Source organism: Stenotrophomonas sp. GQ19, from assembly GCF_059758695.1.
Window position 1 is genome coordinate 172,049 of sequence record NZ_JCAXES010000006.1, and the last position, 23,107, is coordinate 195,155.

Sequence of the window (23,107 nt, forward strand, 5' to 3'; positions counted from 1 at the left end):
CGGATGGTGGTGTGCCATGTCTTCGCCCGAACCCTCAGCGGCTGCTCCCCGGAGCGGCCTCGTCGTACTGGCCCTGTTGCTGGTGTATGTGGTCTGGGGGTCCACCTACCTGGGCATCCGGCTGGCGCTGGAGGGCGGCGCCCTGCCGCTGACGATGGTGTCCGGCGCCCGGTTCATCATCGCCGGGTCGCTGATGTACGCGGTGCTGCGCTGGCGCGGGATGGCCGCGCCCACCGGCCGCCAGTGGCGCAACCTGGCCATCATGGGCCTGACCATGCTGGTGCTGGGCAACGGCATGGTGGTGCTGGCCGAGCGCACGGTGTCGTCGGGCCTGGCCGCCACGGCGGTGGCCTCGGTGCCGTTGTGGATGGCGCTGTTCGGGGCGATGCGCGGCACCCACGCCAGCCGTGGCGAGTGGCTGGGCATCGCGATCGGCTTCCTGGGCGTGGTCTGGCTCAACGCCGGCAGCAGCCTGACGGCGTCGCCGCAGGGGTTGATCCTGCTGCTGATCGCGCCGATCGGGTGGGCCTTCGGTTCGGTCTGGGCGCGCGGGCTGGACCTGCCCAACCCGTTCATGACCGCGGCCGGGCAGATGCTGTGCGGCGGGGCGATGCTGGTGGCGCTGGGCGTGGCCACGGGCGAGCGGCCGACGGCGTGGCCGAGCATGAACGGTCTGTTGGCGGTGGCCTACCTGTGCATGTTCGGTTCGATCGTGGCGTTCACGGCCTATGTGTGGCTGCTGCACAACGTGCGCCCGGCCCTGGCGGCCAGCTATGCCTATGTGAACCCGGTGATCGCGGTGATGCTGGGCGCGTTGATCGGCCACGAGCGTTTCGGGCTGCATGACATCGCGGCGATGGTGGTGATTCTGGTGGGCGTGCTGGTGCTGACGCTGGCCCGGACGCGCGCGAAATGAGCGCGTTGCCGCAGCACAGCCTGCAGGAGCAACGGCGCGGTCTGGCGATCACGGCCTTTACGTTCACGCTGTGGGGGTTGGTGCCGGTGTACTGGCACCTGCTGCAGGCGGTGCCGTCGCAGCAGATCATCGCGCACCGGATCATCTGGAGCACGGTGCTGGTGGTGGCCTGGCTGCTGCTGAGCGCGGGGACGGGCTGGTGGAAGCAGATTGCGGCGCAGAAGCGGGCGCTGCCGACGCTGGCGCTGAGCAGTGTGGCGATTGCGTTCAACTGGGGGCTGTACATCTGGGCGATCAATGCGGGCCATGTCATCGAGACGAGCCTGGGGTATTTCATCAATCCGCTGGTGAGCGTTGTGCTGGGGGTGGTGGTGCTGAAGGAGCGGCTGCGCGGGTTGCAGTGGCTGGCGGTGGGGTGTGCGGCGTTGGGGGTGGCGTGGCTCACCTACGATGCGGGCACGCCGCCGTGGATTGCGTTGGGGCTGGCCTGTTCGTTCGGGCTATATGGGTTGTTGCGGAAGCTGATTTCGGTGGACCCGGTGGCGGGGTTGGGGGTGGAGAGTCTGTATCTGTTCCTGCCGGCGATCGGGTTTGCGTTGTGGAGCGAGAACGGGCACGGCGGGGGCTTTTTCAGCGGGTGGGGCTGGAAGAACGATGCGCTGCTGATTCTGGGCGGTGCGGTGACGGCGCTGCCGTTGATCGGGTTTGCCTACGGGGTGAAGCGGATTCCGCTGTCGCTGGTGGGGATCCTGCAGTACATCGCGCCGAGCCTGGGGTTGTTGCTGGGGGTGTTCTTCTTCCGCGAGCCGTTCGATACGGCCAAGGCGATTAGCTTTGCGGCGATCTGGACCGGGCTGTTGCTGTTTATCGGCGACAGTGTGTGGCGGTCGCGGCGGGGGTGAGGGTTTTTGTTTTTTTAGAAGCTTGAAGAGCGCAAAAGCGCAAAGCGCAAAGCGCAAAGCGCAAAGCCCTGGTTGGCGCGTGCGACGGGCTGGGCGGGGCTGGGTGGGCTTGCGGGACACGCCGCAAGTACGTCCGTGTAGGCTCGTGAGCGCCATCCATGGCGCCCAACGGTCCCGCAAGCCCACCCAGCCCCACCCCCGACAGTGGATCGGTAGCCATGGGCAAGCAAAGCAAGCGGCACAAGCAGGCCAGGCACAGGCAATTGATACGAGGTAGGGTCGGTTCCCAAACGACTGCCGATATCGTTGGCCAGCGCGGCGAACGCATGTTGCCCGCCGAAGAAGGCCCTGGCCACTCACAACAATCTCAAGCAAGAGCGCACATGGAAACAACGGGCTGTTGCTTCGGATGTTTCTGTGAGAACCCGCAATGTGTCTTGGGCTGGTGGGAGGGGGTTGGCGGGACCGTTGGGCGCCATGGGTCCGGCGCATGCGCCGGACGGGTTGGGCAGGACGCCCAACCCCGGTCTTGCCGTTTGTGCAGGACTGCACAAACGAGCAAGGCGCCCACGAGCCTCCAGGGATGGATTCACGGCGTGTCCCGCCAACTCCCTCCCACCAGCCCAGCCCGACAAACGCACGGGTTTGCACTGCTTTTTTCTCGTGGCTTCTTAATAAAAAAGGCGGCGCCCGAGGGCGCCGCCTTACTTCCATTCAACGGCTTGGAGAGAGTAAGCCGTGGATCAGAAACGCTGCTGGTACTTCATGTACATGTAACGGCCGATGTCGAAGCCACCGTAGTAGGTGAAGCTGCTGTTCGGCTGGCTGTACATGATCGGACCCTGGTGGTCGAACACGTTGTTCATGCCCATCGAGATGGTGCCGTTCCACGGCAGGATGTAACGCATCTGGATGTCATGGAAGGTGTTCGAACCCACCTTGTTGATGCCCTGGTTGCCGGTGTACGGCGAGCTGAAGCCCGGGTTGCTGCACTCGGTGGCGAATGCGCAGTTTTCCTGCATGCCCGAGTAGTAACGTGCCGTCCAGCCCAGGCCCAGATTGCCGTACTGCCAATCCAGATTCAGGTTCGAGCGCACGCGGAAGTTGCCTTCCCAGCCCGTGTACTGGCGCACCGGCGTGGTGTCGACGTTGTCGTTCTTGCGTTCCAGGTAATCCACATACGTGGTGTTCCAGGTGATCGCGAACTTGCCGATCGCCAGTTCCGGCAGGCGGTAGCGCACCGAAATGTCATAGCCGGCCGTTTCCTGGTAGCCGGCGTTGAGCAGGGTGCGGTCCAGGCTGCTGACCTGACCGATGGTCTTCCCCGACTTGCTGCGGGTGAAGCGGCTGCAGGCTGCGTCCACGCCCTGCACGTAGCACTGGTTGAGCATGTCCGTGGCCGACTCACCGACGATCACGTCGTTGATGCGGATCTTCCACCAGTCCAGGCTCAGGTCCAGGCCCGACACGAACTCCGGGCTGTACACCAGGCCCACGGTCCAGGTCTTGGCCGTTTCCGGCTTCAGATCGGCGTTGGAGCCGGAGGTGAAGTCGGTGCCACCCTGCTGGCCCGGTACCGTGGCGGCATTGCCGTCGGCGGCGAGCTGGTGGAAGTTGGCCGGAACGCCCTTGGCCAGGCAGCGTGCCAGCACCTGCGGGTTGTTGGCCGCAGCGCCGAAGGTCATGTCGCACGGGTCGGTGTACGAATCACGCGTGGTGACCGTGCCGCCGTACAGATCTTCCACCGTCGGTGCGCGGAAGCCGGTGCCGTAGGTGGCGCGCACCAGCAGGCTGTCGATCGGCTTCCACTTCAGGCCGAACTTGGTGTTGGTGGTCGAACCGAAGTTGCTGTAGTCCGAGTAACGGGCGGCCATGTCCAGCGACAGCTCGCGCGCGAAGGCCATGTCGGCCAGCAGCGGCACCTGCAGTTCCAGGTAGGCTTCGTTGAGCGAGTAGTCGCCACGGGTCGGCTGGCCGGAGGTGCCGGCAATCTGGCCCTTCTGCACCATCATGTCCGGGTCGTAGCTGGATTCTTCGCTGCGGTGCTCGAAGCCCATGGCGCCCATGATGTCACCGGCCGACAGGCTGAACAGCGAGCCGGAGATGTTCGCGCTGGCCACTTTGGTGGTGCTCTGCATCTTGTCGGTGAAGCGGGTGAACAGGAAGTCCTGCACGTCCTGGTTGCCCAGTGCGCCCGGGCCGGTGTAGCCCATCGGCGCCAGCGGGTTCCACGGCGTGCAGCCGGCGATCACGTTGCCGGCGCTGCCGCAGTGGGCCACGCCATTGGCATCCAGGAACGACGGACCGACCGACTGGTTGACGTTCGGCTGGTACATGCTGCCCGTACCGATGCGCTCGCCTTCGTTGCGGTTGTACATGTAGCTCACGTTCCAGTCCCAGTACCGCGAGCCGGTCTCGAAGCTGCCTTCCACGCCCACGCTGGCGCGCTTGGTGGTGAGGTTGTTTTCGGTGGCGCGCGGCAGTTCTTCAGTGCGGTGCGCGAACGCCACGTCACGGCCGAACGGGTTGAACGCGCTGTCCTTGGACAGCAGCGCACGCGAGCCGGTGCTCTGGTACGGGTAGCCGGCCAGCTGCTTGGTCGACTCACGCTCGGTGTACAGCGCGTCGGCCACCAGGCGCAGGTTGTCGTTGATGGCAAAGCCACCGTTGGCAAACACCGACTTGCGCTGCAGGCCGGTGAGCAGGCTCATGTTGCTCTTGGTGTTGGCATCGTTGGCCTTGTTGGCCGGCACGAAGTTGCCCAGCTGGGTCGGGTCGCCGCCCGGGCCCACGCTCAGGTTCTTGCCGTCGACAGTGGCATAGCCCCACGGGGTGACGCCGCTCAGGCCGTCAGTCGGGTGGCGCGGGCCGTTCGGGTAGGCGGTGAACTCACGCGCGCTGCCCAGCACCGCATCTTCGTCGGAATACTCGCCGCCAACGGTGACCCAGCCGCGGTCGAAGGTCTTGCCGAAGGTGGCGCTGTAGCCGGTCTTCTGGCCGTCGCCTTCGCTGTACTGGCCGACGTAGGCGTTCACTTCCGCGCCGTCGAAGTTCTTGCGGGTGATGATGTTGACCACGCCGGCGATGGCGTCCGAGCCGTACAGCGCCGAGGCGCCGTCGGTCAGCACTTCCACGCGGTCCACGATCGAGGACGGGATCGAGGCAAGGTCGGAATAACCGGCGGCGGAAACGCCCATGCGGCGGCCGTCGATCAGCACCAGGCTGCGTTCCGGGCCCAGGTTGCGCAGGCTGACGTACATGCCGCCGAAATCGCGGCCCGACTCGAGCGAGTTGGCGCGGCTCATCGCCGGCGCACCGGCCGCGGTGACGTCCTGCAGGATGTCGGCGACGTTGACGTAGCCCTTCTTCTCAATCTCGGCGCGGTTCAGCGCGACGACCGGCTGGGCGCTCTCGACGCTGGCCTGGCGGATGCGCGAGCCGGTGATTTCAATGCGGTCCAGATTGGTGGTGCCGTCAGTGGCGGTCTGGGCGAAGGCAGGGGCACTGCAGCTGGCAACAAGCGCGATGGCAATCGCGTTGCGCAGCGGGTGGGTCTTCAAATACATCCGTGCGATATCTCTTTTCAGGAAAAACAAGCGCCCTTGCGGGCGACGTGGGGAACAACATCACGACGCGGGGGGCGGGAGTCTAATGACTTTTCAAAATTTTTACTTTCACTTGAAAGCATAAAAACAGCCAAAAATGAACGATGGCTGACAAATTCGCGGGTTGGCGAACTATCTTTTTCCAATGCGCGCCGTCGTGTGTGCAGTGCATCGCAACGATGCAGGCAGAGGCACCGATAACGGCGATGCACCCTGCAACTTGAGTGCCGGCAGACGCGCACAACGACAAGCGTTCAGCATCCGCCACCCGGTAGAGCCACCCCATGGGTGGCTACGCAAAAAAAACCGCACCCTTGCGGATGCGGTTCGTGGCCTGCTATCGCGTGTGCGCAAACGCGCGCGCGGGTGCCTCTATTGCGGTGTCAGGTCTCGCGCAGTGCCGTGGTGATCGGCAGGCGTGCTGCACGCAGGGCCGGGAACAGCCCACCCACCAGCCCGATACCCAGCGCCCATTTCAGCCCCGTCCACAAGAGCTGCGGGGATACCTGGAACTGGAACACCACCTGGCTGAAGTTGTTGCCCAGCGTGGACACGGTGTAGTTGTTGAACACCAGCCAGGCCACCAACCCGCCGAGCAGGCCGCCAAGCAGCGCCAGCAGCATGGTTTCCAGCATCACCGCCGTCACCACCGGCAGGCCACGGAACCCGATCGCGCGCATGGTGGCGATCTCCCGCGCGCGCGTGGCCACGGCCGCGTACATCGTGTTGAGGGCGCCGAACACCGCGCCGATGGCCATGATCGTGCCGATCACCGTGCCCAGGATGCTGATCAGCTTGCTCAACCCGCCGGACTGCTTGCTGTAGTACGCGCGGCTGGTTTCCACGTCCAGCTTCAGCCGCGGGTCGGCTTCCATCGCCGCCTTGAAACGGGCGAATCCGGCCGTGCCGTCGGTACGCACGTTGACCGACTGGTAGGCACTGCGGTTGTAGGTGGTGGACAGGGTCTGGGTGTCGGCCCACAGCTCGGACTCGTGCACGTCGTTGGAGGCGAACACGCCCACCACGGTCCAGTCCTGCTTGCCCAGCTGCAGGGTCTTGCCTACCTCCAGGCCCTCGAACTGCGCCTTGGCCCCCTTGCCCACCACGATCTCGCGCAGGCCGGGCTTGAAGCGGCGGCCTTCAATGATGCGGATCGTCTTGCGCACCTCCCACGCCTTGTCGCCCACCCCGCGGAACTGCACGTTGGTGTCGCTGTGGTCGCTGCGCGAGAGCAGGCTGATCACCTGCGACAGCTCGGCCGACACCAGCGGCTTGCCATCGGTGCCACGGGCCACGCCGGGCAGGCTCTGGATCAGCGGCAGCTGGTCGCGCATGATCACCGAGTTGGTCTCGGCCTGCGAGCCACCGCGCAGCACGATGGCCACGTCGTCGCTGCCGCTGCGGTTGAGCGTGGCCTTGAAGCCGTCGCCCATCGCCAGCATCGCCACCAGCACCCCGACCACGCCGGCAATGCCGACCACGATCACCGACGAGGCACCCCAGCGCTGCGGCAAGCTGGCAATGCCGATGCGTGCGGCCGCCAGCGACAGCCGCCCGCTGCGGGTCAGCAGCAGCCAGGCCGCCACGGCCACCGCGATGGCCAGCACCGCCGGCCACGGCAACACGATCCAGACCACCAGGGCCACCGCCAGCAGCAGCACAGTCAACACGTTCCACATCCAGTGCGTCTTCATGCGGGGCTCCTCAGCGTCCGGCCAGTGCGTCGACGATCTTCAACCGCTGCGCGCGCAATGCCGGCAGCAGGCCCACTACCACCCCGATCACCGCCATCAGGCCCAGCGCCATGGCCCAGGTCTGCGCAGGCACGCCCGGCAGGCTGATCATGCCCTGGCTGTTGGCGCTGATGGCCGGCATCAGGATCGCGGCCAGGCCCATGCCGATCAGTCCGCCCAGCACGATCAACAGCACCGACTCCACCATCACCAGCACCAGCACGGTGCCGTCCTTGAAGCCCAGTGTCTTCAGGATGGCCAGTTCCGGAATGCGTTCGCGTACCGCCTGGGCCATGGTGTTGCCGGTCAGCAGCACGAGAGTGAAGAACACCGCGGCCATGATGCCGGTGACGATCAGGCCGATGTCGGCGAACTGCTTGGCGAACGCCTGCGAGAACGCCGCTTCGGTCTGCGACTTGGTTTCGCGGTCGGAATTGAGCGACAGCGCATCGATCGCCTGGGCCACGCGCGAGGCGTGCGCCGGGTTGTCCAGCTGCACGGTGTAGAAGCTGACCTGGTTCTTGATGTAATCGTTGGACTCGTCGAAGTAACTCCAGTGCAGCAGCAACTGGTTCTCCGCGCCGGCGTTGTTGCGGTCCTTGGCCCGGTAGATGCCCACCAGTTCCAGCGGCCAGTCGTTGCTGCCCTTGCGCGGGAAGATGGTGGCCTGCATCGGGATGGTGTCGCCCAGCTTCCAGCCGAAGCGCTTGGCCAGGGTCTCGCCCACGATGGCGCCGGTACGGGTGTTCTTGAACGCCTCGGCCTGCGCCGGCGGCAGCTCGAACTCCGGGTACAGGTCCATGTAGTTGTCCGACACCGAGAAACTGGGGAAGAAGTTCTTCGGGTCCTGGTAGATGCCCCCGAACCACATCGCGTAGTTCACCTTGCGCACGCCCGGGGTGGCCTCGATGTCGCGCAGCAAGCGCAATGGCAGGCTCTGGGTGATCGACAGCTTGGAGGACACCACCAGCCGCTTGGCGCCTTCGATGGTCTCACCGCCGGAGTTGAACGCCACACGCACCGAATCGAGCATGCCAAACAGCAGGAACGCGGCCACCACCGACAGCAGGGTCAGCAGCGTGCGTGTCTTGCTGCGGAACAGCTGGGCCCAGACCAGCGAGAAATACTTCATCGCGGCATCCTCCGTCAGTGGGCCGCTTGCGCGCTGGCCAGTTCGCCCTTGTCCAGGTGCACGGTGTGGGTGGCGTACTCGGCGGCCTTGGGGTCATGGGTGACCATGATGATGGTCTTGCCGTGCTCGCGGTTGAGCTGCTGCAGCAGGCCCAGGATCTCCTCGGCCGACTGCCGGTCCAGGTCGCCGGTGGGCTCGTCGCAGATCAGGAAGGTGGGGTCGGACACGATTGCCCGCGCGATCGCCACGCGCTGCTGCTGGCCGCCGGACAGCTCATTGGGGCGGTGGCTGCGGCGGTCGGCCAGGCCCACCAGGGTCAGCGCGATCTCGGCGTTGCGCTTGCGCTGGGCCGCGCCCAGGTGGGTAAGCAGCAGCGGCAGTTCCACGTTCTTCTGCGCGGTCAGCATCGGCATCAGGTTGTAGAACTGGAACACGAAGCCGACGTGGTGGCTGCGCCAGGTGGACAGCTGGCCGCCGCTCATGCGGTCGATGCGTTCGCCTTCGATCTCGATCTCACCGTCGCTGGGCGTGTCCAGCCCGCCGATCAGGTTGAGCAGGGTGGTCTTGCCCGAGCCGGACGGGCCCATCAACGCGACGAAATCGCCGCGCTGGATGTCCAGATCGATGCCGTGCAGCACCTGCACCTTCTCGGGGCCACGCTGGTAGGTCTTGGTGATGTTGCGGAGCGAAACCAGGGTCGACATGGATGGTTCTCCGTGGATCAAGGCGGATCGAAGACGCACCGGCATGCAGGAGCCGTGCCTGCCTGCGGCGGAATGAGGGCCGTGCCCGGGTGGGATGCGCGGTGGCAGACAGCGGCCAGCCTGCGCGCCTGCACGGCACGGGTAGCGCACGTTCGAGGCCGCGCGCGGGGGCGCGCGGGTCACACACTGGGTTGCGCCGCCTTGCGCGGCGGCGCCGCCTACTTACTGGCTTCCACCACCTTGCTGCCGTCCTTCAGCGCCTCGGGCGGGTCCAGCACCACCACCTCGCCCGCGCTCAGCCCCTGGCTGACCTGGCGGTCGGTGTTGAGCGTGGCGCCGGCGGTGACCGTGCGCTGTTCCACGCGCTGGTCGTCCTTCACCACGAAGGCGACGGTTTTCTGTTCGCGCTCCACGAGGGCGGCCGCCGGCACGCGCACGCCCTTCGGGGCGGCGGCCTGCGCCGGTTGTGCGGCCTCGAGGAAGCTCACCCGCACGCCCATCTCCGGCACGATGCGCGGGTCTTTCACCTTCAGCGCCACGCGCACCTTGACCGTGGCCTTGCCGCGGTCGGCCGTGGGGATGATGGCGATCACCTCGGCTGGAATCTTCCAGTCCGGGTAGGCGTTGAGCGTGGCTTCGACCGGCATCTTCGGTTGCACGCGGCCAATGAACGACTCGCCCACCTCTACTTCGATCTCCAGCGACTCCATGTCCACGATGGTGCCGATACCGGTGCGGGTGAAGCCACCGCCGGCCGACAACGGCGACACGATCTCGCCCGGCTGCGCGGCCTTGGCGGTGACCACGCCGGAGAACGGCGCGCGCACGGTGTTGTTGTCCACGCCCAGGTCGGCGATGGCCAGGGCATCGTTGGCCACCGTGGTGTTGCGTTCGGCGGTACGCAGCTGCGCGCGCAGGCTGTCGCGCTGGGCGATGGCCAGGTCGTACTGCGAGCGCGACACCAGCTGCTGGCCCACCAGCGTCTGCAGGCGGCCGGCTTCGGCGTTGGCCTGCGCCACCTGCGCCTGCAGCCCGGCCAGCTGGCTGCGCGCGGCCTCCAGCTGCGAGGCCGACAGGCTGCGCTGGGCGTTGGCATCGATCGGGTCGAGCGTGGCCATCACCTGGCCTTCTTCCACCCGCATGCCTTCTTCGATCATCACCTCGCGCACCTTGCCGGTGATCTTGGCCGACACCGTGGCCATGCGCCGCGCCACCACGTAGCCGCTGGCATCGAGCACCGAACCGCTGGCGCCGCCCTGCTGGATGGCCACCACCGGCGCGGTGGTCACCTCGATCGGGCGTTGCCGGCCGAACAGGAACCAGCCGATCCCAACGAGCAGGAGCACGGCGACGATGGCCACCCCGATCCACAGCCCTCGGCGGGGCGCGGACGGCGGCGGAGTCGCCTTGCGGTCGATGCGGAGTTCCTTGAGCAGTTCAGCGGATGCGTTCATCGTGAGTCTGGACGGGGAATCGGGTCGAGTGTGACCGCAACGGCGGCCGGGGACAAACCGGCACCGGGCCGGGAGGTGCACAGCATGCCCACCGGCCGGGCGCCACGGCAGTGACAGCTGTCACCTGCTTGCGCTGACGGCGGCCACTGGGACCGGGGCCGCCGCAGCGCGACGCTGTGCCGAACCCGCTACGGAGTGTCCCGATGTCCGTTTCCTGCCCGACTGCCTTGGCCACGCTGCGCGACGCGCAGGTGCATTACGGTGTTGTCGCCGCACTGCAGGGCGTAAGCTTTTCGCTGCAGCGCGGCGAAGTGCTGGCCCTGCTCGGCCGCAACGGCGCGGGCAAGAGCACCGCGATTTCGGTACTGCTGGGCCTGCGCGCCCTTGATGCTGGCCAGGCCGAGCTGCTGGGCGGCGACCCGCAACAGCGGGCCAGCCGGCGGGGCATCGGGGTGATGCTGCAGAGCACCGCATTGCCGCCGGTGCTGCAGGTGGATGAACTGATTGCGCTGGCAAGCGCCTGCTACGACGACCCACGCCCCCTGGAAGAGTGCTTGGCACTGGCCGGGCTGGCCGATCTGGCACGGCGCCGTTACGGCCAGCTGTCCGGTGGCCAGCAGCGCCGCGTGCAGTTCGCCATCGCGCTGTGTGGGCGGCCGCAGCTGCTGTTCCTCGACGAGCCTACCACCGGCCTGGACATCCAGGCCCGGCAGGCGCTGTGGCAGGCGATCCGGCAGCTGGCCAGCGAAGGCTGCGGCGTGCTGCTGACCACCCACTACCTGGAAGAGGCCGAAGCACTGGCCCAGCGCGTGGTGGTGATCGAACAGGGACGGGTGCTGGCCGACGGACCGTTGGCGCAGTTCCGCCAGCAACTGGCCCCGCGCCGGATCCGCTGCCGCAGCGCGCTGGATGCCGAGGTACTCAAAACCTGGCCCGGCGTGCGCGAGGTGCAGCGCGATGGGCTGCGCCTGCAGCTGCTGGCCGAACCGGCCGAACCGGTGGTGGCGCGGCTGCTGGCCGAAGACCCGCAGCTGCAGGACCTGGAGGTACACGGCGGCGGCCTGGCCGACGCCTTCGTCGAACTGACCCGGGAGGCCGCATGAATACCCTGACCACCGTACCGACCGCGCACCCGCGCGCCTCCAGCTGGCGGATCTACCGCGCCGAAGCGCTGTGCGAACTGCGCCGCGCCTGGCGCACGCCGGCCTTCGCGCTGCCCTCGCTGCTGTTTCCGGTGCTGTTCTATGCGCTGTTCGGGATACTGCTCGGGCGCGGTCACGCGCCGCAGTACCTGCTGGCCACCTACTGCGTGTTCGGCGCGATGGCCCCGGCGCTGTTCGGCTTCGGCGTGCAGCTGGCGCTGGACCGCGAAGGCGGCCTGCTCACGCTGAAGCGCGCGCTCCCCTTGCCACCGATGGCGCCGTTGCTGGCGCGGCTGCTGATGGCGGTGCTGTTCGCGCTGCTGGTGGCGCTGGTGCTGCTGGGGGTGGCCGCCCTGGCCGGGGTGGGCCTGGCGCCAGCGATGGTGCTGCGGCTGCTGGCCGTGGCCGGCTTCGCCGCGCTGCCGCTGGGCGCGATCGGGCTGTGGATCGGCAGCCATGTCAGTGCCAGTGCAGCCCCGGCGGTGGTCAACCTGGTGTACCTGCCGCTGGCGCTGCTGTCGGGGCTGTGGCTGCCGCTGTCGATCCTGCCGCCAGTGTTTTCCGCGCTGGCCCCGCTGTGGCCCACCTGGCACCTGGCCCAACTGGCGCTGCCGGCGGTGGGCATGCCGGCCCAGGGCAGCACGTGGGTGCACATCGCGGTGTTGCTGGCGGTCACCGGTGTGGCGCTGGGGCTGGCGCGGCGGCGCCTGCGCCGGGTTGGCTAAGCGGCGGACGAAACTGGCATGATCGCGCCTGACCGCCCCGCCCTGGAACCGACCGTGCCTTCGCGCTGGATCGCCTCGCTGCTGCGCCCCGCGCCGGATTCGTCGGTGGCCGACAACCTGCGCCGTGGCAAGCCGGCCTGGGCCGACGCGGTCCACCTGTTGTGGACCGGCTGGGTGTTCTTCACCCCCATCTTCGGCACGGGCTACACGCTGGAGTGGTTGTGGTTGACCCTGCTCACCTACCCGGTGTTCCTGGTCCTGTATGTGCGCCTGCTGCTGGCGCCCCGCCACCACGGGCCGCGTTATGCGCTGGCGATGGTGGCCATGGGCCTGGCGCTGCTGCCGTTCTATCCCTCGGGCATCAGCTACTTCATCTTCGGGTGCGTGATGCTGCGGGTGTGCCGCGACACCAGCATGCTGCGCTACATGCTGCAGCTGCTGGCGCTCAACGGCCTGTTCGTGGTGGTCGCCTTGTGGGTGGGCTACCCGTGGCAGCTGGTGGTGTGGATTCCCTCGATGGGCCTCATCCTCGGCATCGTCATCAACGTGGAACGGGCCAACAAGGACCGTGACGCGGCGCTGCAGCTGTCGCAGGAGGAAGTGCGCCGTCTGGCCGCCACCGCCGAACGCGAGCGCATCGGCCGTGACCTGCACGACCTGCTGGGGCACACGCTGTCGCTGATCACGCTGAAGCTGGAACTGTCGCGCAAGCTGGCCGACCGCGACCCGCAGGGCTCGCGCCGCGAAGTGACCGAGGCCGAAGCGATCGCGCGCCAGGCCCTGGCCGAAGTGCGCAGCGCGGTCACCGGCATCCGCGCCAGCGACCTGGCAGCCGAGCTGGCGTCGGCGCGGCTGTTGCTGGAATGCCAGCACGTGCACCTGCATTACGCGCCGCCGCCGCCGATGCCGCCGGATGTGGAGCGCGGGTTGTCGCTGGTGCTGCGCGAGGCGGCCACCAACATCGCCCGGCACGCGCAGGCACACCAGGCCTGGATACGTTTTGAACAGGAAGGGCGCAGCTTGCTGATGGAGATCCGTGATGATGGCCGTGGCGGCGTGCACGCCGACGGCAACGGGCTGGGCGGCATGCGCGAGCGGGTGACGGCATTGCGCGGCACGCTGGTGCTGCAGTCGGTGAAGGGTGAGGGCACCTGCGTCACGGTGCGCGTGCCGCTGCCAGCGGCAACCGCGGCGGTGGCCGCCTTGCCGGCCGACCTGCCGACGGCACCGTCGCTGCCTGCGGGTGGGCCGGTATGATCCGCATCGTACTGGCCGAAGACCAGGCGATGGTGCGCGGCGCGCTGTCGGCCCTGCTTGGCCTTGAGCCGGACATCGAGGTGCTCGGCAGCGCCGCCGATGGCGAGGCGGCGTGGCGCATGCTGCAGCAGCTGCAGCCGGACATCCTGGTCACCGACATCGAAATGCCCGGTCTGTCCGGGCTGGAGCTGGCCCAGCGCATCGCGCGCCAGCAGTTGCCGATCAAGGTGGTGATCGTGACCACCTTCGCGCGCTCGGGCTTCCTGCGCCGCGCGCTGGACGCGGGGGTGTGCGGTTACCTGCTCAAGGATGCCCCGGCCGAACGCCTGGCCGATGCCCTGCGCCAGGTGCAGCGCGGCGGACGCGCGATCGACCCGCAGCTGGCGCTGGATGCCTGGTCGCAGGCCGACCCGCTCAACGACCGCGAACGCCAGGTACTGCGCCTGTCCGGCGACGGGCGTTCGGCCAGCGAGATCGCCACCCAGCTGGGCTTGTCGCACGGCACCGTGCGCAACTACCTGTCCGAATGCATCGGCAAACTGGGCGTGGCCAACCGCATCGAAGCGTATCGGCTGGCGCGGCAGAAAGGCTGGCTGTAGGCGAGCGGGTATCCTGTGCGTTCCATGGACCGGATGCGCACCCGATGAAACACCACTTCGCCGATCTCATCGACCGTGCCAGCGGGGTGTGGACGATCACGCCGAACGCGCAGCGCTGGGCGTGCCATTACGAGGACGTGGCCGACGCGCCCGACGACGCCACCCGGCTCACGTTGACCCGCCACGACCGCAACTGGGTGCGCGTGCTGCAGCTGGAAGCGCTGCGCGAACTGACCCTGCACGAACCCGACCAGGCCCAGCTGGCTGCCTTGGCGCAGCTGCCGCAGCTGACCGCGTTGCGGATCAGCCATGCGCGGCCAAAGACGCTGGCGATGCTGGAGGGCATGCACGGGCTGCGCGAACTGGTGCTGGAGTACGTCTCGGCGTTTTCCGATCTGTCGCCCGTGGGCCGCCTGCCGGCGCTGCAGGCGCTGCACATGGAGAACCTGCGACGAGTGCACGATTTTTCCGGCCTGGCCGGCGCCACTGCATTGCGCGACCTGACCCTTCTGGGCACGCTGGACTGGAACCAGCCCGTGGACGATTTCGCCTTTCTTGCCGGCCTGCCGGCGCTGGAGCGACTGAATGTGTCGTGGTTCCGCGCGCCGAAGGTGTCGCCGGTGATGGGCGCGCTGCTGGCGCTGCCGCGCCTGGCCAAGCTGGAGATGGGCATGGCCAGCCTGCCGCTGGAAGAGTTCGCCTGGATCGAGGCGAACCTGCCGCACGTGGAAGGCGCGGTGCGGCCGGCCACCGTTCCCACCCACGGCCAGGACCACCAAATCGGCGCCCGCGATCCACGCGCGAGCATGCCCCTGGCCGAGTTCTACCAGCACATCGACGTGTACGTGGGGCACGAGGGGAAGCGCTTCAGAAGCACCGGCTTCGACGCCATGCTGCTGGGCAAGGGCGAGCGCTACGCCACCGGCACGCCCGAGGCAGTGCTGGCCAAATGCACCCAACACCGCCAGCGCTACCGCGCCCTGGTCGAAGCCCACCGCGCCGCCCGCTAGGCACCCACCGCGGGTGGGTGCAACGCGCGCGATGCCGATACCAATAGCCGGTCCGCCCAACCCGGTAGGCACCCACCGTTGGTGGGTGCAACGCGCGCGACGCCGATACCGACCGCCGCCACGCCCAACCGGGTAGGCACCCACCGTATTGGTGGGTGCAACGCGCGCGATACCGATACCGACCGCCGCCACGCCCAACCGGGTAGGCACCCACCGTTGGTGGGTGCAACGCGCGCGATACCGATACCGACCGCCGCCACGCCCCCCCCGGTAGGCACCCACCGTTGGTGGGTGCAACGCAATCGCACCGGTAGTGCCGGCCGCTGGCCGGCTCCTCGCAACGCTGATCGGATGGCCATCTACCGACCAACGGTCGGTAGCTACCGGTGCTTGTCGGTGTCCAGACCGTCGGCGCGCCCCGGCCCCTTCGCCATCGCCTGGAACACCCCATCGCGGCGCACCCACAGGTGGAACAGCGCGGCCGACAGATGCACCACCACGGTAGCGAACAACGCATAGGCCAGCAGGCTGTGCGCATTGCGCAGCGCGGCGTACAGCGACGGATCATGTGGCACGATCGCCGGCAGGTTGAACCCGGACCACATCACGATCGGATACCCACCGGCCGACAACATCGACCAGCCCACCAGCGGCATCGCCAGCATCAGTCCGTACAGCACCCAGTGCGAGGCATGCGCGGCAGCGGCCTGCCAGGCCGGCAGGTCGGCCGGCAACGGCGGCGGCCGGTGGCGCAGGCGGTTGTATAGGCGCACCAGCACCAGCAGCAGGATCGCGATACCCAGCGGCCGGTGCAGGTCCACCAGCATCGGCCGCCACTGCAGCGCGGCCACCATGCCCACGCCCACGAACAGCATGGTCAGGATCATCGCGGCCATCAGCCAGTGCAGCACCCGCGCGGTAAGGTTGAAGTGGCCGGTATCGCGGTTCATTTCGCACCTTCCTTGCCGGTGGCGGCAGCACCCTTGCCGCTGGCGATTTCGCGCTCGCGGCGGTTGAACGACTGCGAATACACCGCCGAGCGCGCCGCCAGGATCGGATCATCGGTGCCGGCGATGCCGCTGGGCAGAATCAGCGGGTCGTAGTTGAGGTCGCGGCACGCGCCCTCGGCCTGGGGCTGCATCGACACCAGGCTCAGCGTGCCCACCTTGACCTGGCGGCGCTGCGCCGGCCACACCTGCGACGGGTCATCGATCGGGTCGCCCGCTTCGGCCAGCGTCACCCACATGTCCCAGCGCACCGGTCCCTGCGCCAGCCGTTGCGCGAACTCGACGGCAAGGTAGTCCAGCCCGGACTGCGCGCGCTGCGCGGCGGTCATCTCCACGAAGGGGGCCTGCGGGCGCATGCTCCAGCGCACGAAGTGCTGGCTGCCGTCGGCGGCGGTGAAGCGGAAGCTGTTGACCCCGTTGTAGTCGGTGTTGGCCCAGCTGTTGGACCACGGCGCGGTCTTGGCCCATTCCCCGAAGGCCCGCGCGCTGGGGTATTTGGCCTGCACAGCGGCCATCTTCGCCGGGTCCGGCTTGCCGGTGGCCGGGTCGGGAATGCCGGCGCGGGTCTGTTCCAGGAAGGCCTCGGCGGTGGGCACGGCGAAGAACGGGAAGCTGTTCATCGCGGTGCGCCATTCCTGGCCGTCATCGCTCACCAGCTGTAGCGCCATGCTCCGCACGCGCGCATTGGCATCGGCACCGTGCGGATCGCCGCCGCCGATCGACAGGCGGCCCAGCACCGGCACCTGCGCCTGGCGGAACACGCGGGCCGAACTCAACGCGGCACCGTCCGGCGTGCCCTGGAAGCTGCCACTCACGCACACGCCCTTGCTGTGCGCGCGGCGGAAACCGGGGTGGGGCGGGCCGGTAGCTTCGATGCTGTCGGTGAAGGCCTGCGCGGTGGCGCGGTCACGACCGATCCAGCCGGCCAGCCAGGCAAACGCCAGGACCAGCAGGCCGGCAATCAGCGCGATCAGCGCGATCCACAGCAGCGGCGACGGGGGACGCGGGGCGCCCGGCTCCTGGCCGGCGCGGGTGTAACCAAAGAGCGACATGTCCGGAATCCTGCCTTCACGTGTGTGTGGGTGGGCGACAGGGGCATGGTGTCAGAAGGCAGCGCACGCCGATATTCACATTTTCGACAAGAGTTGGCCGGGGGGCAGTGCCGGGTTCCATCCGGCAGCCCGATCAGCCGGGCAGCCACGTAGTGCCGGGTTCTACCCGGCAGATCGATCGGCCAGGCAGCCACGTAGTGCCGGGTTCTACCCGGCAGATCGATCGGCCAGGCAGCGGGGCAGAGCCCCGCTCTACGATGTTCGGTCGGTCAGCCAGGCAGCCGGGCAGAGCCCCGCTCTACGATGTTTGGTCGGTCAGCCAGGCAGCGGGGCAGAGCCCCGCTCTACGATGTTCGGTCGGTCAGCCAGGCAGCGGGGCAGAGCCCCGCTCTACGATGTTTGGTCGGTCAGCCGGGCAGCGGGGCAGAGCCCCGCTCTACGGGGTCAGGCGTAGCGTGCCTTCAGCATTGCCCACGCCGAGCGCAGCGCCAGCGCTTCGCCACCGGCCGGGCGGCCCGGGCGTTCGCCGTCGTTCCAGGCGTACACGTCCAGGTGCGCCCAGACCTGGCCTTCGGCGATGAAGCGCTCCAGGTACAGCGCGGCGGTGACCGAGCCGGCCATGCGCGAGCCGGCATTGGCCAGGTCGGCGATGCCGCTGTGCAGGTAACGCAGGTACGGGCGCCACAGCGGCATGCGCCAGACCGGGTCGCGGGTCCGTTCGCCGGCCTGCAGCCACTGTTGGGCCAGGGTGTCATCGTTGCTGAACAACGCCGGCAGGTCCGGGCCCAGCGCGATGCGCGCCGCGCCGGTGAGGGTGGCGAAGTCGAGCACGATCTGCGGCTGCTGTTCGCTGGCGTAGGTGAGTGCATCGCACAGCACCAGCCGGCCTTCGGCGTCGGTATTGTCGATCTCGATGCTCAGCCCCTTGCGGGTGGCGATCACTTCGCCCGGCCGGAACGCATCGGGGCCGATCGCGTTTTCCACCGCGGCAATCAGCAGGGTCAGCTGCACCGGCAGCTGCTGGGCCATGATCAGCCCGGCCAGCGCCAGCGCATGCGCCGCGCCGCCCATGTCCTTCTTCATGTTGCGCATGCCGTCGGCCGGCTTGATGTCCAGGCCACCGGTGTCGAAGCACACGCCCTTGCCCACCAGCGCCACATGCGGCTGGCCGGCGGTGCCCCAGCGCAGCGCGATCAGGCGCGGGGCACGGTGCGAGGCGCGGCCAACAGCGTGGATGGCCGGGAAGTTCTGCGCCAGCAGCGCGTCACCGGTGATCACCTCGAGCTGCGCACCATGTGCGTCGGCCAGCGCACGCGCGGCGTCTTCGAGCTGCTGCGGCCCCATGTCTTCGGTGGGGGTGTTGACCCAGTCGCGCACGCGCAGGCTGGCGGTCACCACGTCGCGCACTTCGGCCGACGGCGTGGCCAGCAGCTGCGCGGGGGCGCGGTTGGGCTTGCGGTACCGCGCGAAGCGATAGCTGCCCAAGCCCCAGCCCAGGTGCAGCAGGGTTTCAACATCCGCCGGCAGCGCATCGGCCACCTTCCACACGGTGCCTTCGGGCAGCGCGAACGGCGCATGCGCGTACGCATAGGCATCGCCGGGATCTCCCACGCCCACGATCGCACCGGCCAGGCCATGCTCGCCGGGCAGCAGCACCACGCTGCCACCGCTGCCGTTGAAATGCTGCGCATCGATCCAGGCAACCAGCGCCTCGCTCTGCTGCGCGCGCCAAGCGGCGAACTGCGTACGCTCCATCACGTGCAGCGGAAGGGCCTTGGCGGCCTCGGTGGTGAAACCGTTGATCTGGGTCATGCGGGAAAAGGCTCCGTTCGTGGTCAGGCGTGCTGCGCCGATGCGTTCGCATCGAGCCAGTCGGCCAGTCCGGTCAGGGTGTCGAACTGCAGGTCAGGCTGCAGCGAAGGGTGGTTCCAGACGTGCGCTTCGCGGTTGATCCAGCAGCCGCGAAGGCCGGCCCGCATGGCGCCCACCACGTCCATCTCGGCGTGGTCGCCCACGTGCAGCACGTGGGTGGGGGCAACCCCAAGGCGGTCGCAGGCGGCGTGGAAAATGCTGGCCGCCGGCTTGGCCGCGCCGTGTTCGCGCGAGCCCAGCTGGAAGCTGAAATGGTGGGCCAGGCCGATCCGCTGCAGGTCGGCGTTGCCGTTGCTGAGCGCGGCCACCGGCACCTTCGCGGCGATGCGGGCCAGCGCGTCCAGTGCGTCCGGGTAGAACTCCACCTGGTTGCGCGCGGCGTAAAACGCCTCGTAGGCCGGCTCGAGCAGGGCCAGGTCGGCACCGCTTTTCTCCAGCGCTTCGTGCAGGGTCAACCGGCGCAGCGCGCTCAGGTCGTGGTGCAGCTGCGGGTTGTCGTGGAAGGAGCGCTCGCGCAGCTCCCGCATGGCCGCCACGGGGTACATCGCGGCGGTGGCGGGGCTGTGTTGCAGCATCCACTCAAACAGCACCTGGTCGATGCGCGCGCCGATGGGGGCGAACGGCCACAGGGTGTCGTCGAGGTCGAGGGTGATGGCTTGGACTGGGAAATTCACCCCGCCATTCTACGCCTGCGCGCGCGGGCTTTCATGGCGCGCGCAGGGATCGCCGGTGAAGATCCTTCAGCGCAGGTCGTAGGAACAGCCGATGGATGCCTGGCCATCCTGCTGCCGCACGTTAAGGTCATGGCGCCCCACCTCAAGGGTGTAGTCACCGGCTACGTTGTCCCGGATCTTCGCCAGCGCGGCGATCTGCTCGACACTGGCAGTGCTGAAGTACGCGGTGTAGCTGTCGATGCCGTCCTCGCCATTGGCGCCGTCGTACAGGTGCAGGCGGTTCACCGGCTGGCCCAGCACCAGCAGCGGCGTGGTCAACGCATACTCACCGTCGGACAGGGCGCCGTAAGCCTGCAGCTCGGTGGGCTTGAGCACCTTGGCCAGGGCGGCGAACTGCGCAGGCGTCAGGTGGCGCTTGCAGGTGACCGCTTCCACCAGCTGGCGCCCGGCCACGTCGGCGCTGGGCAGGGGAGCGGCCAACGCCGGCGCAGCGAGGGTGACAAGGCCGGCGAGGGCGAGGCAACGGGTAACAAGGGAAGACATCAAGGCCGGGTCCATCCGAAAAAAGGGCGGTTATTCTGGCAGCATCATGAGTGTGCGGCCAGCCGAATCCTCGGCATTACATGCTCACTCGAGCAGCCGCGCCCAGCCGTGCATGCCGTCCAGCCGCGCCAGCACCAGCTTGACGCAGACCAGCAGCGGCACCGCCAGCAGCAGCCCGATCATGCCCCACAGCCAGCCGAACACCAGCAGCGACAGGATCAGGATCAACGGCGAGATCGCCATGCGCCGGCCCAACACGATCGGCGTGACCACCTGGCCTTCAATGGTGTGCAGGGCCAGGTAGCAGGCCGCCGGCAGCAGGGCCTTGAGCGGATCGCTGAACTCCACAAAGCCCATCAGCAGCATCAGCGCCACGCCGATCAGCGGTCCCACGTACGGTGCGAAGTTCAGCAGGGCCGCCACGGTGCCCCACAGCAGCGCTTCCTGCAGGCTGATCCCGAGCAGCAGCAACACGCCGGAGAACACCAGCCCGACCAGGGCGTTGATGACGGTGATGGTGAGGACGTAACGCGATACCTCGCGTTCGATCGAACGCAGGATGTCGGTGGTGAAGCGCTGTTGCTGGCGGCTGGGAAACAGCGCGATGGCATGCTTCTGCAGGTTCTGCCCATAGATCATGAAGAACAGCGTCAACAGCACCACCGCCAGCACCGACGCGGCCAGCCGTGGCGCGCGGGTCAGCACCTTGTAGGGGTCGTCCAGCTGGGTACGCACGATCTGCACGCGCCGGCTGCTCTCGCCCCCGGCGACGCGGGCGAAGTTCTCCGCGGCCTGGTTGGCCTGCTGCACCGGCTTGGTCAGGTCCTGCACCTGGCGGGCCACCTTGCGCAGCTGCTGCGGCGCTTCCTGCGCCCACTCCATGGCCGGCCCCACCAGCTGCACGCCCAGTGCGGCGGCACCACTCAGGCCCAGGCCCAGTACCAGCACCGCGCCCAGGAAGCGGGGAATCCAGAGCTTGCCCAGCAGGCGCAGGATCGGGTTGCAGACCAGCGCCAGGAACATCGCCAGCAGCACCGGCAGGATCACCTCCTGCGCGGCCCAGAGCGTGAACCCCACGGCCAGCGTGGCCAGCACGACCAGCGACATCGGCGCGCGCGGACGCGGCGGTGGGGGCGCGGTGACGGTGTCATCGAGGGAAACGGCAGGAACGCTCATGCGGGCGCCGGGCAGGAAAGGTGCGCCATTATTGGGCAAGCCGGGTGCGGGCGGCGTGTTGGTGGCGGGGTCACATGCACCCGCTCGTTGGCGGGACACAACCAGGCCCACCGCGTGCGGGGCGCGCAATAAAAAACCCCGCCGCGGCGGCGGCAGGGCTTCAGGTGCAGTGCGCCGGTGGACCGGTGCGGCTCAGCGCTCGGAAAGATCCGTCGCCGCTTCAGCCGGCTGCGGCTGGCGCTGGTCATCGGCGTCAACACGCGGCGCTGCGGTGGCCGCGGCGCGTGGCGCGGGCGGCTGGCGCGGCACGCCACTGTCCACCGCATCGTCCACCTTGTCGGCGGCCTGCTCGGCGGTATCGGCCGCTTCACTGGCCTGCATCGACGCAAACGCGGCCTGGGTACTGGCCAACAGGTTGGACACCGAGCCGATCATCTGCAGCCAGCGCGCGCCCTGGACCTTCGCCCCGAGCCCGGTAGGCTCCAGTTTGCCGGCCAGGAAACCGCCGGCCAGGCCCACGGTGATGATGCGCAACGGCGTCCAACCGGCCCGCCATGCGCCGCTGAGGCTGAACCAGCTGCTGCGGGTTTTCTCCACCCGCACCGCCACCACCAGTTCGGCACGCTGTACACGTTGCCGCAAGGCTTCAAAATTCATCGCTTGGCCCCCGTCGTATCGACGTCGGCATCGGGATCTTCCTCGCTGGGTTCGTCATACAGCCCCAGCCGCGACAACTGGCGACGCGTGGCATGCATGCCGGTATGGCGGAAGAAGAACGATACCCGCCACATCGCATAGCCGGTCACGATCAGGCTGAGGATCGAGGTGATCAGCAGCGAGTGGAACCAGCTCATGCCCCAGCGCACCATCAGCGCGATCAGCGTACCGGCCAGCAACAGCCAGGCCGATGCACCGAACACGATCGCCACGCCACTCCACGCCAGCGCCCGCCCGAAGGCACTGCGCGCCAACGCGAAATCGGCCGAGGCCAACCGGCGCAGGGACCGCAGGGTGTGCTTGGCCGCCTCTACCGTGTCACGACCGGCAGCACCCACCTGGCGGATGCTCTCATCCAGGTGGGGCGCCTTCTCAGCGCCGTCCGGTGGCGGGGTATCCGCGCCACCGGTGGCGGTCGACTGGGCTTGATCGCTCACGCCGGATTACTTGTCGCCGCCGCTGCGCGCCAGCTTGGCGATGATCCAACCGGCGGCAAAGGCCACGCCGAAGGACGCCAGCGGACGCTCGCGGATGAGCTCGGCGGCGCTGTCCACCAGGTCCTTGCCCTTGTCCATCAGGGCATCCACCTGTTCCTTGGCGGCGGCACCACCGAACTCGGCGGCAGCCAGGCCCGACAGCGCGGTGTCGGACAGCTCGGCCTTGACGTTGGCCTTGCCGATACGCAGTTCGTCGCCAGCGGCACCGGTGGCGCCCTTGATCGCGCCGCCCGCAGCCGTGGCCGCCGACTTCAGGTGCGAACCGGCTTCGCCCAGGTGTTCCTTCAGGTTCTCGGTATTGGTGGGGCTCATCGTGACTCTCCGTTATGTGCGATGGGGAAGGTGACCGCAGCAGACCTGCGGTAACGAACACAAGGTAATAGCATCGGC

At 68.1% G+C, this 23,107-nt stretch carries 21 protein-coding genes; 7 read left to right on the forward strand and 14 right to left on the reverse strand.

The genetic code is table 11. The annotated features are described in order from the left end of the window. Positions 1 to 16 precede the first annotated feature (16 nt). Complete coding sequence (yedA, locus tag AC6CHL_RS13155; RefSeq protein ID WP_498294720.1) at positions 17 to 916, forward strand: drug/metabolite exporter YedA; 900 nt, start codon at positions 17 to 19, stop codon at positions 914 to 916. Then, positions 913 to 1,818, forward strand: coding sequence for an EamA family transporter RarD (gene rarD, locus AC6CHL_RS13160; RefSeq protein ID WP_498294722.1), 906 nt, complete (start codon positions 913 to 915; stop codon positions 1,816 to 1,818). The genes yedA and rarD overlap by 4 nt, the downstream gene beginning before the upstream one ends. 743 nt (positions 1,819 to 2,561) lie before the next feature. Here rarD and AC6CHL_RS13165 read toward each other — a convergent pair. The 5 genes from AC6CHL_RS13165 to AC6CHL_RS13185 all read right to left on the reverse strand — a co-directional run bounded on the left by AC6CHL_RS13165 (position 2,562) and on the right by AC6CHL_RS13185 (position 10,446). After that, a complete protein-coding gene (locus AC6CHL_RS13165) occupies positions 2,562 to 5,384 on the reverse strand; it encodes a TonB-dependent receptor plug domain-containing protein (protein WP_498294724.1) in 2,823 nt (940 codons plus the stop codon). 422 nt (positions 5,385 to 5,806) lie between these two features. After that, positions 5,807 to 7,117 (reverse strand): ABC transporter permease, encoded by a 1,311-nt coding sequence (locus AC6CHL_RS13170; RefSeq protein ID WP_038691048.1) that lies wholly within the window; start codon positions 7,115 to 7,117, stop codon positions 5,807 to 5,809. A gap of 10 nt (positions 7,118 to 7,127) precedes the next feature. After that, complete coding sequence (locus AC6CHL_RS13175; RefSeq protein WP_038691047.1) at positions 7,128 to 8,288, reverse strand: ABC transporter permease; 1,161 nt, start codon at positions 8,286 to 8,288, stop codon at positions 7,128 to 7,130. A gap of 14 nt (positions 8,289 to 8,302) precedes the next feature. Beyond that, positions 8,303 to 8,992 (reverse strand): ABC transporter ATP-binding protein, encoded by a 690-nt coding sequence (locus tag AC6CHL_RS13180; RefSeq protein ID WP_498294726.1) that lies wholly within the window; start codon positions 8,990 to 8,992, stop codon positions 8,303 to 8,305. Between the two features lie 218 nt (positions 8,993 to 9,210). Beyond that, a complete protein-coding gene (locus tag AC6CHL_RS13185) occupies positions 9,211 to 10,446 on the reverse strand; it encodes an efflux RND transporter periplasmic adaptor subunit (protein WP_498294728.1) in 1,236 nt (411 codons plus the stop codon). A 203-nt stretch (positions 10,447 to 10,649) separates the two neighbouring features. Here AC6CHL_RS13185 and AC6CHL_RS13190 point away from each other — a divergent pair, with 203 nt between their 5' ends. Genes AC6CHL_RS13190 through AC6CHL_RS13210 form a run of 5 tightly spaced genes read left to right on the forward strand, consistent with a single transcriptional unit; the run spans position 10,650 to position 15,179 of the window. Beyond that, a complete protein-coding gene (locus tag AC6CHL_RS13190; protein WP_498294730.1) occupies positions 10,650 to 11,549 on the forward strand; it encodes an ABC transporter ATP-binding protein in 900 nt (299 codons plus the stop codon). After that, positions 11,546 to 12,313: an ABC transporter permease gene (locus AC6CHL_RS13195; protein ID WP_498294732.1), complete on the forward strand. Its 768-nt coding sequence runs from the start codon at positions 11,546 to 11,548 to the stop codon at positions 12,311 to 12,313. The genes AC6CHL_RS13190 and AC6CHL_RS13195 overlap by 4 nt, the downstream gene beginning before the upstream one ends. An 18-nt stretch (positions 12,314 to 12,331) precedes the next feature. Further along, positions 12,332 to 13,570, forward strand: a complete 1,239-nt coding sequence (locus AC6CHL_RS13200; protein ID WP_498294734.1) for a sensor histidine kinase — start codon at positions 12,332 to 12,334, stop codon at positions 13,568 to 13,570. After that, positions 13,567 to 14,169 carry a response regulator transcription factor gene (locus tag AC6CHL_RS13205; protein WP_038691041.1) on the forward strand — a complete coding sequence of 201 codons (603 nt, stop codon included), beginning with the start codon at positions 13,567 to 13,569 and terminating at the stop codon, positions 14,167 to 14,169. Before AC6CHL_RS13200 ends, AC6CHL_RS13205 begins: the two co-directional genes overlap by 4 nt. Positions 14,170 to 14,213: 44 nt before the next feature. Further along, positions 14,214 to 15,179: a hypothetical protein gene (locus AC6CHL_RS13210; protein WP_498294736.1), complete on the forward strand. Its 966-nt coding sequence runs from the start codon at positions 14,214 to 14,216 to the stop codon at positions 15,177 to 15,179. Between the two features lie 380 nt (positions 15,180 to 15,559). On the opposite strand, the gene AC6CHL_RS13215 is transcribed toward AC6CHL_RS13210, so the two are convergent. From AC6CHL_RS13215 to AC6CHL_RS13255, 9 genes are all read right to left on the reverse strand, one after another. Then, complete coding sequence (locus AC6CHL_RS13215) at positions 15,560 to 16,129, reverse strand: cytochrome b (protein ID WP_051598922.1); 570 nt, start codon at positions 16,127 to 16,129, stop codon at positions 15,560 to 15,562. Continuing rightward, positions 16,126 to 17,238 (reverse strand): catalase family peroxidase, encoded by a 1,113-nt coding sequence (locus tag AC6CHL_RS13220; protein WP_498294737.1) that lies wholly within the window; start codon positions 17,236 to 17,238, stop codon positions 16,126 to 16,128. The genes AC6CHL_RS13215 and AC6CHL_RS13220 overlap by 4 nt, the downstream gene beginning before the upstream one ends. A gap of 444 nt (positions 17,239 to 17,682) precedes the next feature. Further along, the gene (locus AC6CHL_RS13225) at positions 17,683 to 19,050 is read right to left on the reverse strand and encodes a leucyl aminopeptidase family protein (RefSeq protein WP_447591412.1); all 1,368 of its coding nucleotides are present in this window, start codon (positions 19,048 to 19,050) and stop codon (positions 17,683 to 17,685) included. Between the two features lie 23 nt (positions 19,051 to 19,073). Beyond that, complete coding sequence (locus AC6CHL_RS13230; RefSeq protein WP_498294739.1) at positions 19,074 to 19,784, reverse strand: HAD family hydrolase; 711 nt, start codon at positions 19,782 to 19,784, stop codon at positions 19,074 to 19,076. A gap of 66 nt (positions 19,785 to 19,850) precedes the next feature. Next, positions 19,851 to 20,327, reverse strand: a complete 477-nt coding sequence (locus AC6CHL_RS13235) for a hypothetical protein (RefSeq protein ID WP_498294741.1) — start codon at positions 20,325 to 20,327, stop codon at positions 19,851 to 19,853. Positions 20,328 to 20,411: 84 nt separating this feature from the next. Next, positions 20,412 to 21,503, reverse strand: a complete 1,092-nt coding sequence (locus AC6CHL_RS13240; protein ID WP_038691037.1) for an AI-2E family transporter — start codon at positions 21,501 to 21,503, stop codon at positions 20,412 to 20,414. A 192-nt stretch (positions 21,504 to 21,695) separates the two neighbouring features. Beyond that, entirely contained in the window at positions 21,696 to 22,160 is a 465-nt protein-coding gene (locus AC6CHL_RS13245; protein WP_038691036.1) for a hypothetical protein, read from the reverse strand. Then, a complete protein-coding gene (locus AC6CHL_RS13250) occupies positions 22,157 to 22,657 on the reverse strand; it encodes a phage holin family protein (RefSeq protein ID WP_038691035.1) in 501 nt (166 codons plus the stop codon). Before AC6CHL_RS13250 ends, AC6CHL_RS13245 begins: the two co-directional genes overlap by 4 nt. Positions 22,658 to 22,663: 6 nt before the next feature. Then, positions 22,664 to 23,029 (reverse strand): hypothetical protein, encoded by a 366-nt coding sequence (locus tag AC6CHL_RS13255; protein ID WP_019185548.1) that lies wholly within the window; start codon positions 23,027 to 23,029, stop codon positions 22,664 to 22,666. Positions 23,030 to 23,107: the final 78 nt, after the last annotated feature.

Excerpts from the sequence above, each read along its gene's own strand:
- AC6CHL_RS13215 (WP_051598922.1), bottom strand. The coding sequence starts at position 16,129 with ATGAACCGCGATACCGGCCACTTCAACCTTACCGCGCGGGTGCTGCAC.
- AC6CHL_RS13170 (WP_038691048.1), bottom strand. The coding sequence starts at position 7,117 with ATGAAGACGCACTGGATGTGGAACGTGTTGACTGTGCTGCTGCTGGCG.
- yedA (WP_498294720.1), top strand. The coding sequence starts at position 17 with ATGTCTTCGCCCGAACCCTCAGCGGCTGCTCCCCGGAGCGGCCTCGTC.
- AC6CHL_RS13225 (WP_447591412.1), bottom strand. The coding sequence starts at position 19,050 with ATGACCCAGATCAACGGTTTCACCACCGAGGCCGCCAAGGCCCTTCCG.
- AC6CHL_RS13175 (WP_038691047.1), bottom strand. The coding sequence starts at position 8,288 with ATGAAGTATTTCTCGCTGGTCTGGGCCCAGCTGTTCCGCAGCAAGACA.
- AC6CHL_RS13220 (WP_498294737.1), bottom strand. The coding sequence starts at position 17,238 with ATGTCGCTCTTTGGTTACACCCGCGCCGGCCAGGAGCCGGGCGCCCCG.
- AC6CHL_RS13205 (WP_038691041.1), top strand. The coding sequence starts at position 13,567 with ATGATCCGCATCGTACTGGCCGAAGACCAGGCGATGGTGCGCGGCGCG.
- AC6CHL_RS13240 (WP_038691037.1), bottom strand. The coding sequence starts at position 21,503 with ATGAGCGTTCCTGCCGTTTCCCTCGATGACACCGTCACCGCGCCCCCA.
- AC6CHL_RS13195 (WP_498294732.1), top strand. The coding sequence starts at position 11,546 with ATGAATACCCTGACCACCGTACCGACCGCGCACCCGCGCGCCTCCAGC.
- AC6CHL_RS13235 (WP_498294741.1), bottom strand. The coding sequence starts at position 20,327 with ATGTCTTCCCTTGTTACCCGTTGCCTCGCCCTCGCCGGCCTTGTCACC.
- AC6CHL_RS13165 (WP_498294724.1), bottom strand. The coding sequence starts at position 5,384 with ATGTATTTGAAGACCCACCCGCTGCGCAACGCGATTGCCATCGCGCTT.
- AC6CHL_RS13185 (WP_498294728.1), bottom strand. The coding sequence starts at position 10,446 with ATGAACGCATCCGCTGAACTGCTCAAGGAACTCCGCATCGACCGCAAG.
- AC6CHL_RS13180 (WP_498294726.1), bottom strand. The coding sequence starts at position 8,992 with ATGTCGACCCTGGTTTCGCTCCGCAACATCACCAAGACCTACCAGCGT.
- rarD (WP_498294722.1), top strand. The coding sequence starts at position 913 with ATGAGCGCGTTGCCGCAGCACAGCCTGCAGGAGCAACGGCGCGGTCTG.
- AC6CHL_RS13245 (WP_038691036.1), bottom strand. The coding sequence starts at position 22,160 with ATGAATTTTGAAGCCTTGCGGCAACGTGTACAGCGTGCCGAACTGGTG.
- AC6CHL_RS13210 (WP_498294736.1), top strand. The coding sequence starts at position 14,214 with ATGAAACACCACTTCGCCGATCTCATCGACCGTGCCAGCGGGGTGTGG.
- AC6CHL_RS13200 (WP_498294734.1), top strand. The coding sequence starts at position 12,332 with ATGATCGCGCCTGACCGCCCCGCCCTGGAACCGACCGTGCCTTCGCGC.
- AC6CHL_RS13255 (WP_019185548.1), bottom strand. The coding sequence starts at position 23,029 with ATGAGCCCCACCAATACCGAGAACCTGAAGGAACACCTGGGCGAAGCC.
- AC6CHL_RS13190 (WP_498294730.1), top strand. The coding sequence starts at position 10,650 with ATGTCCGTTTCCTGCCCGACTGCCTTGGCCACGCTGCGCGACGCGCAG.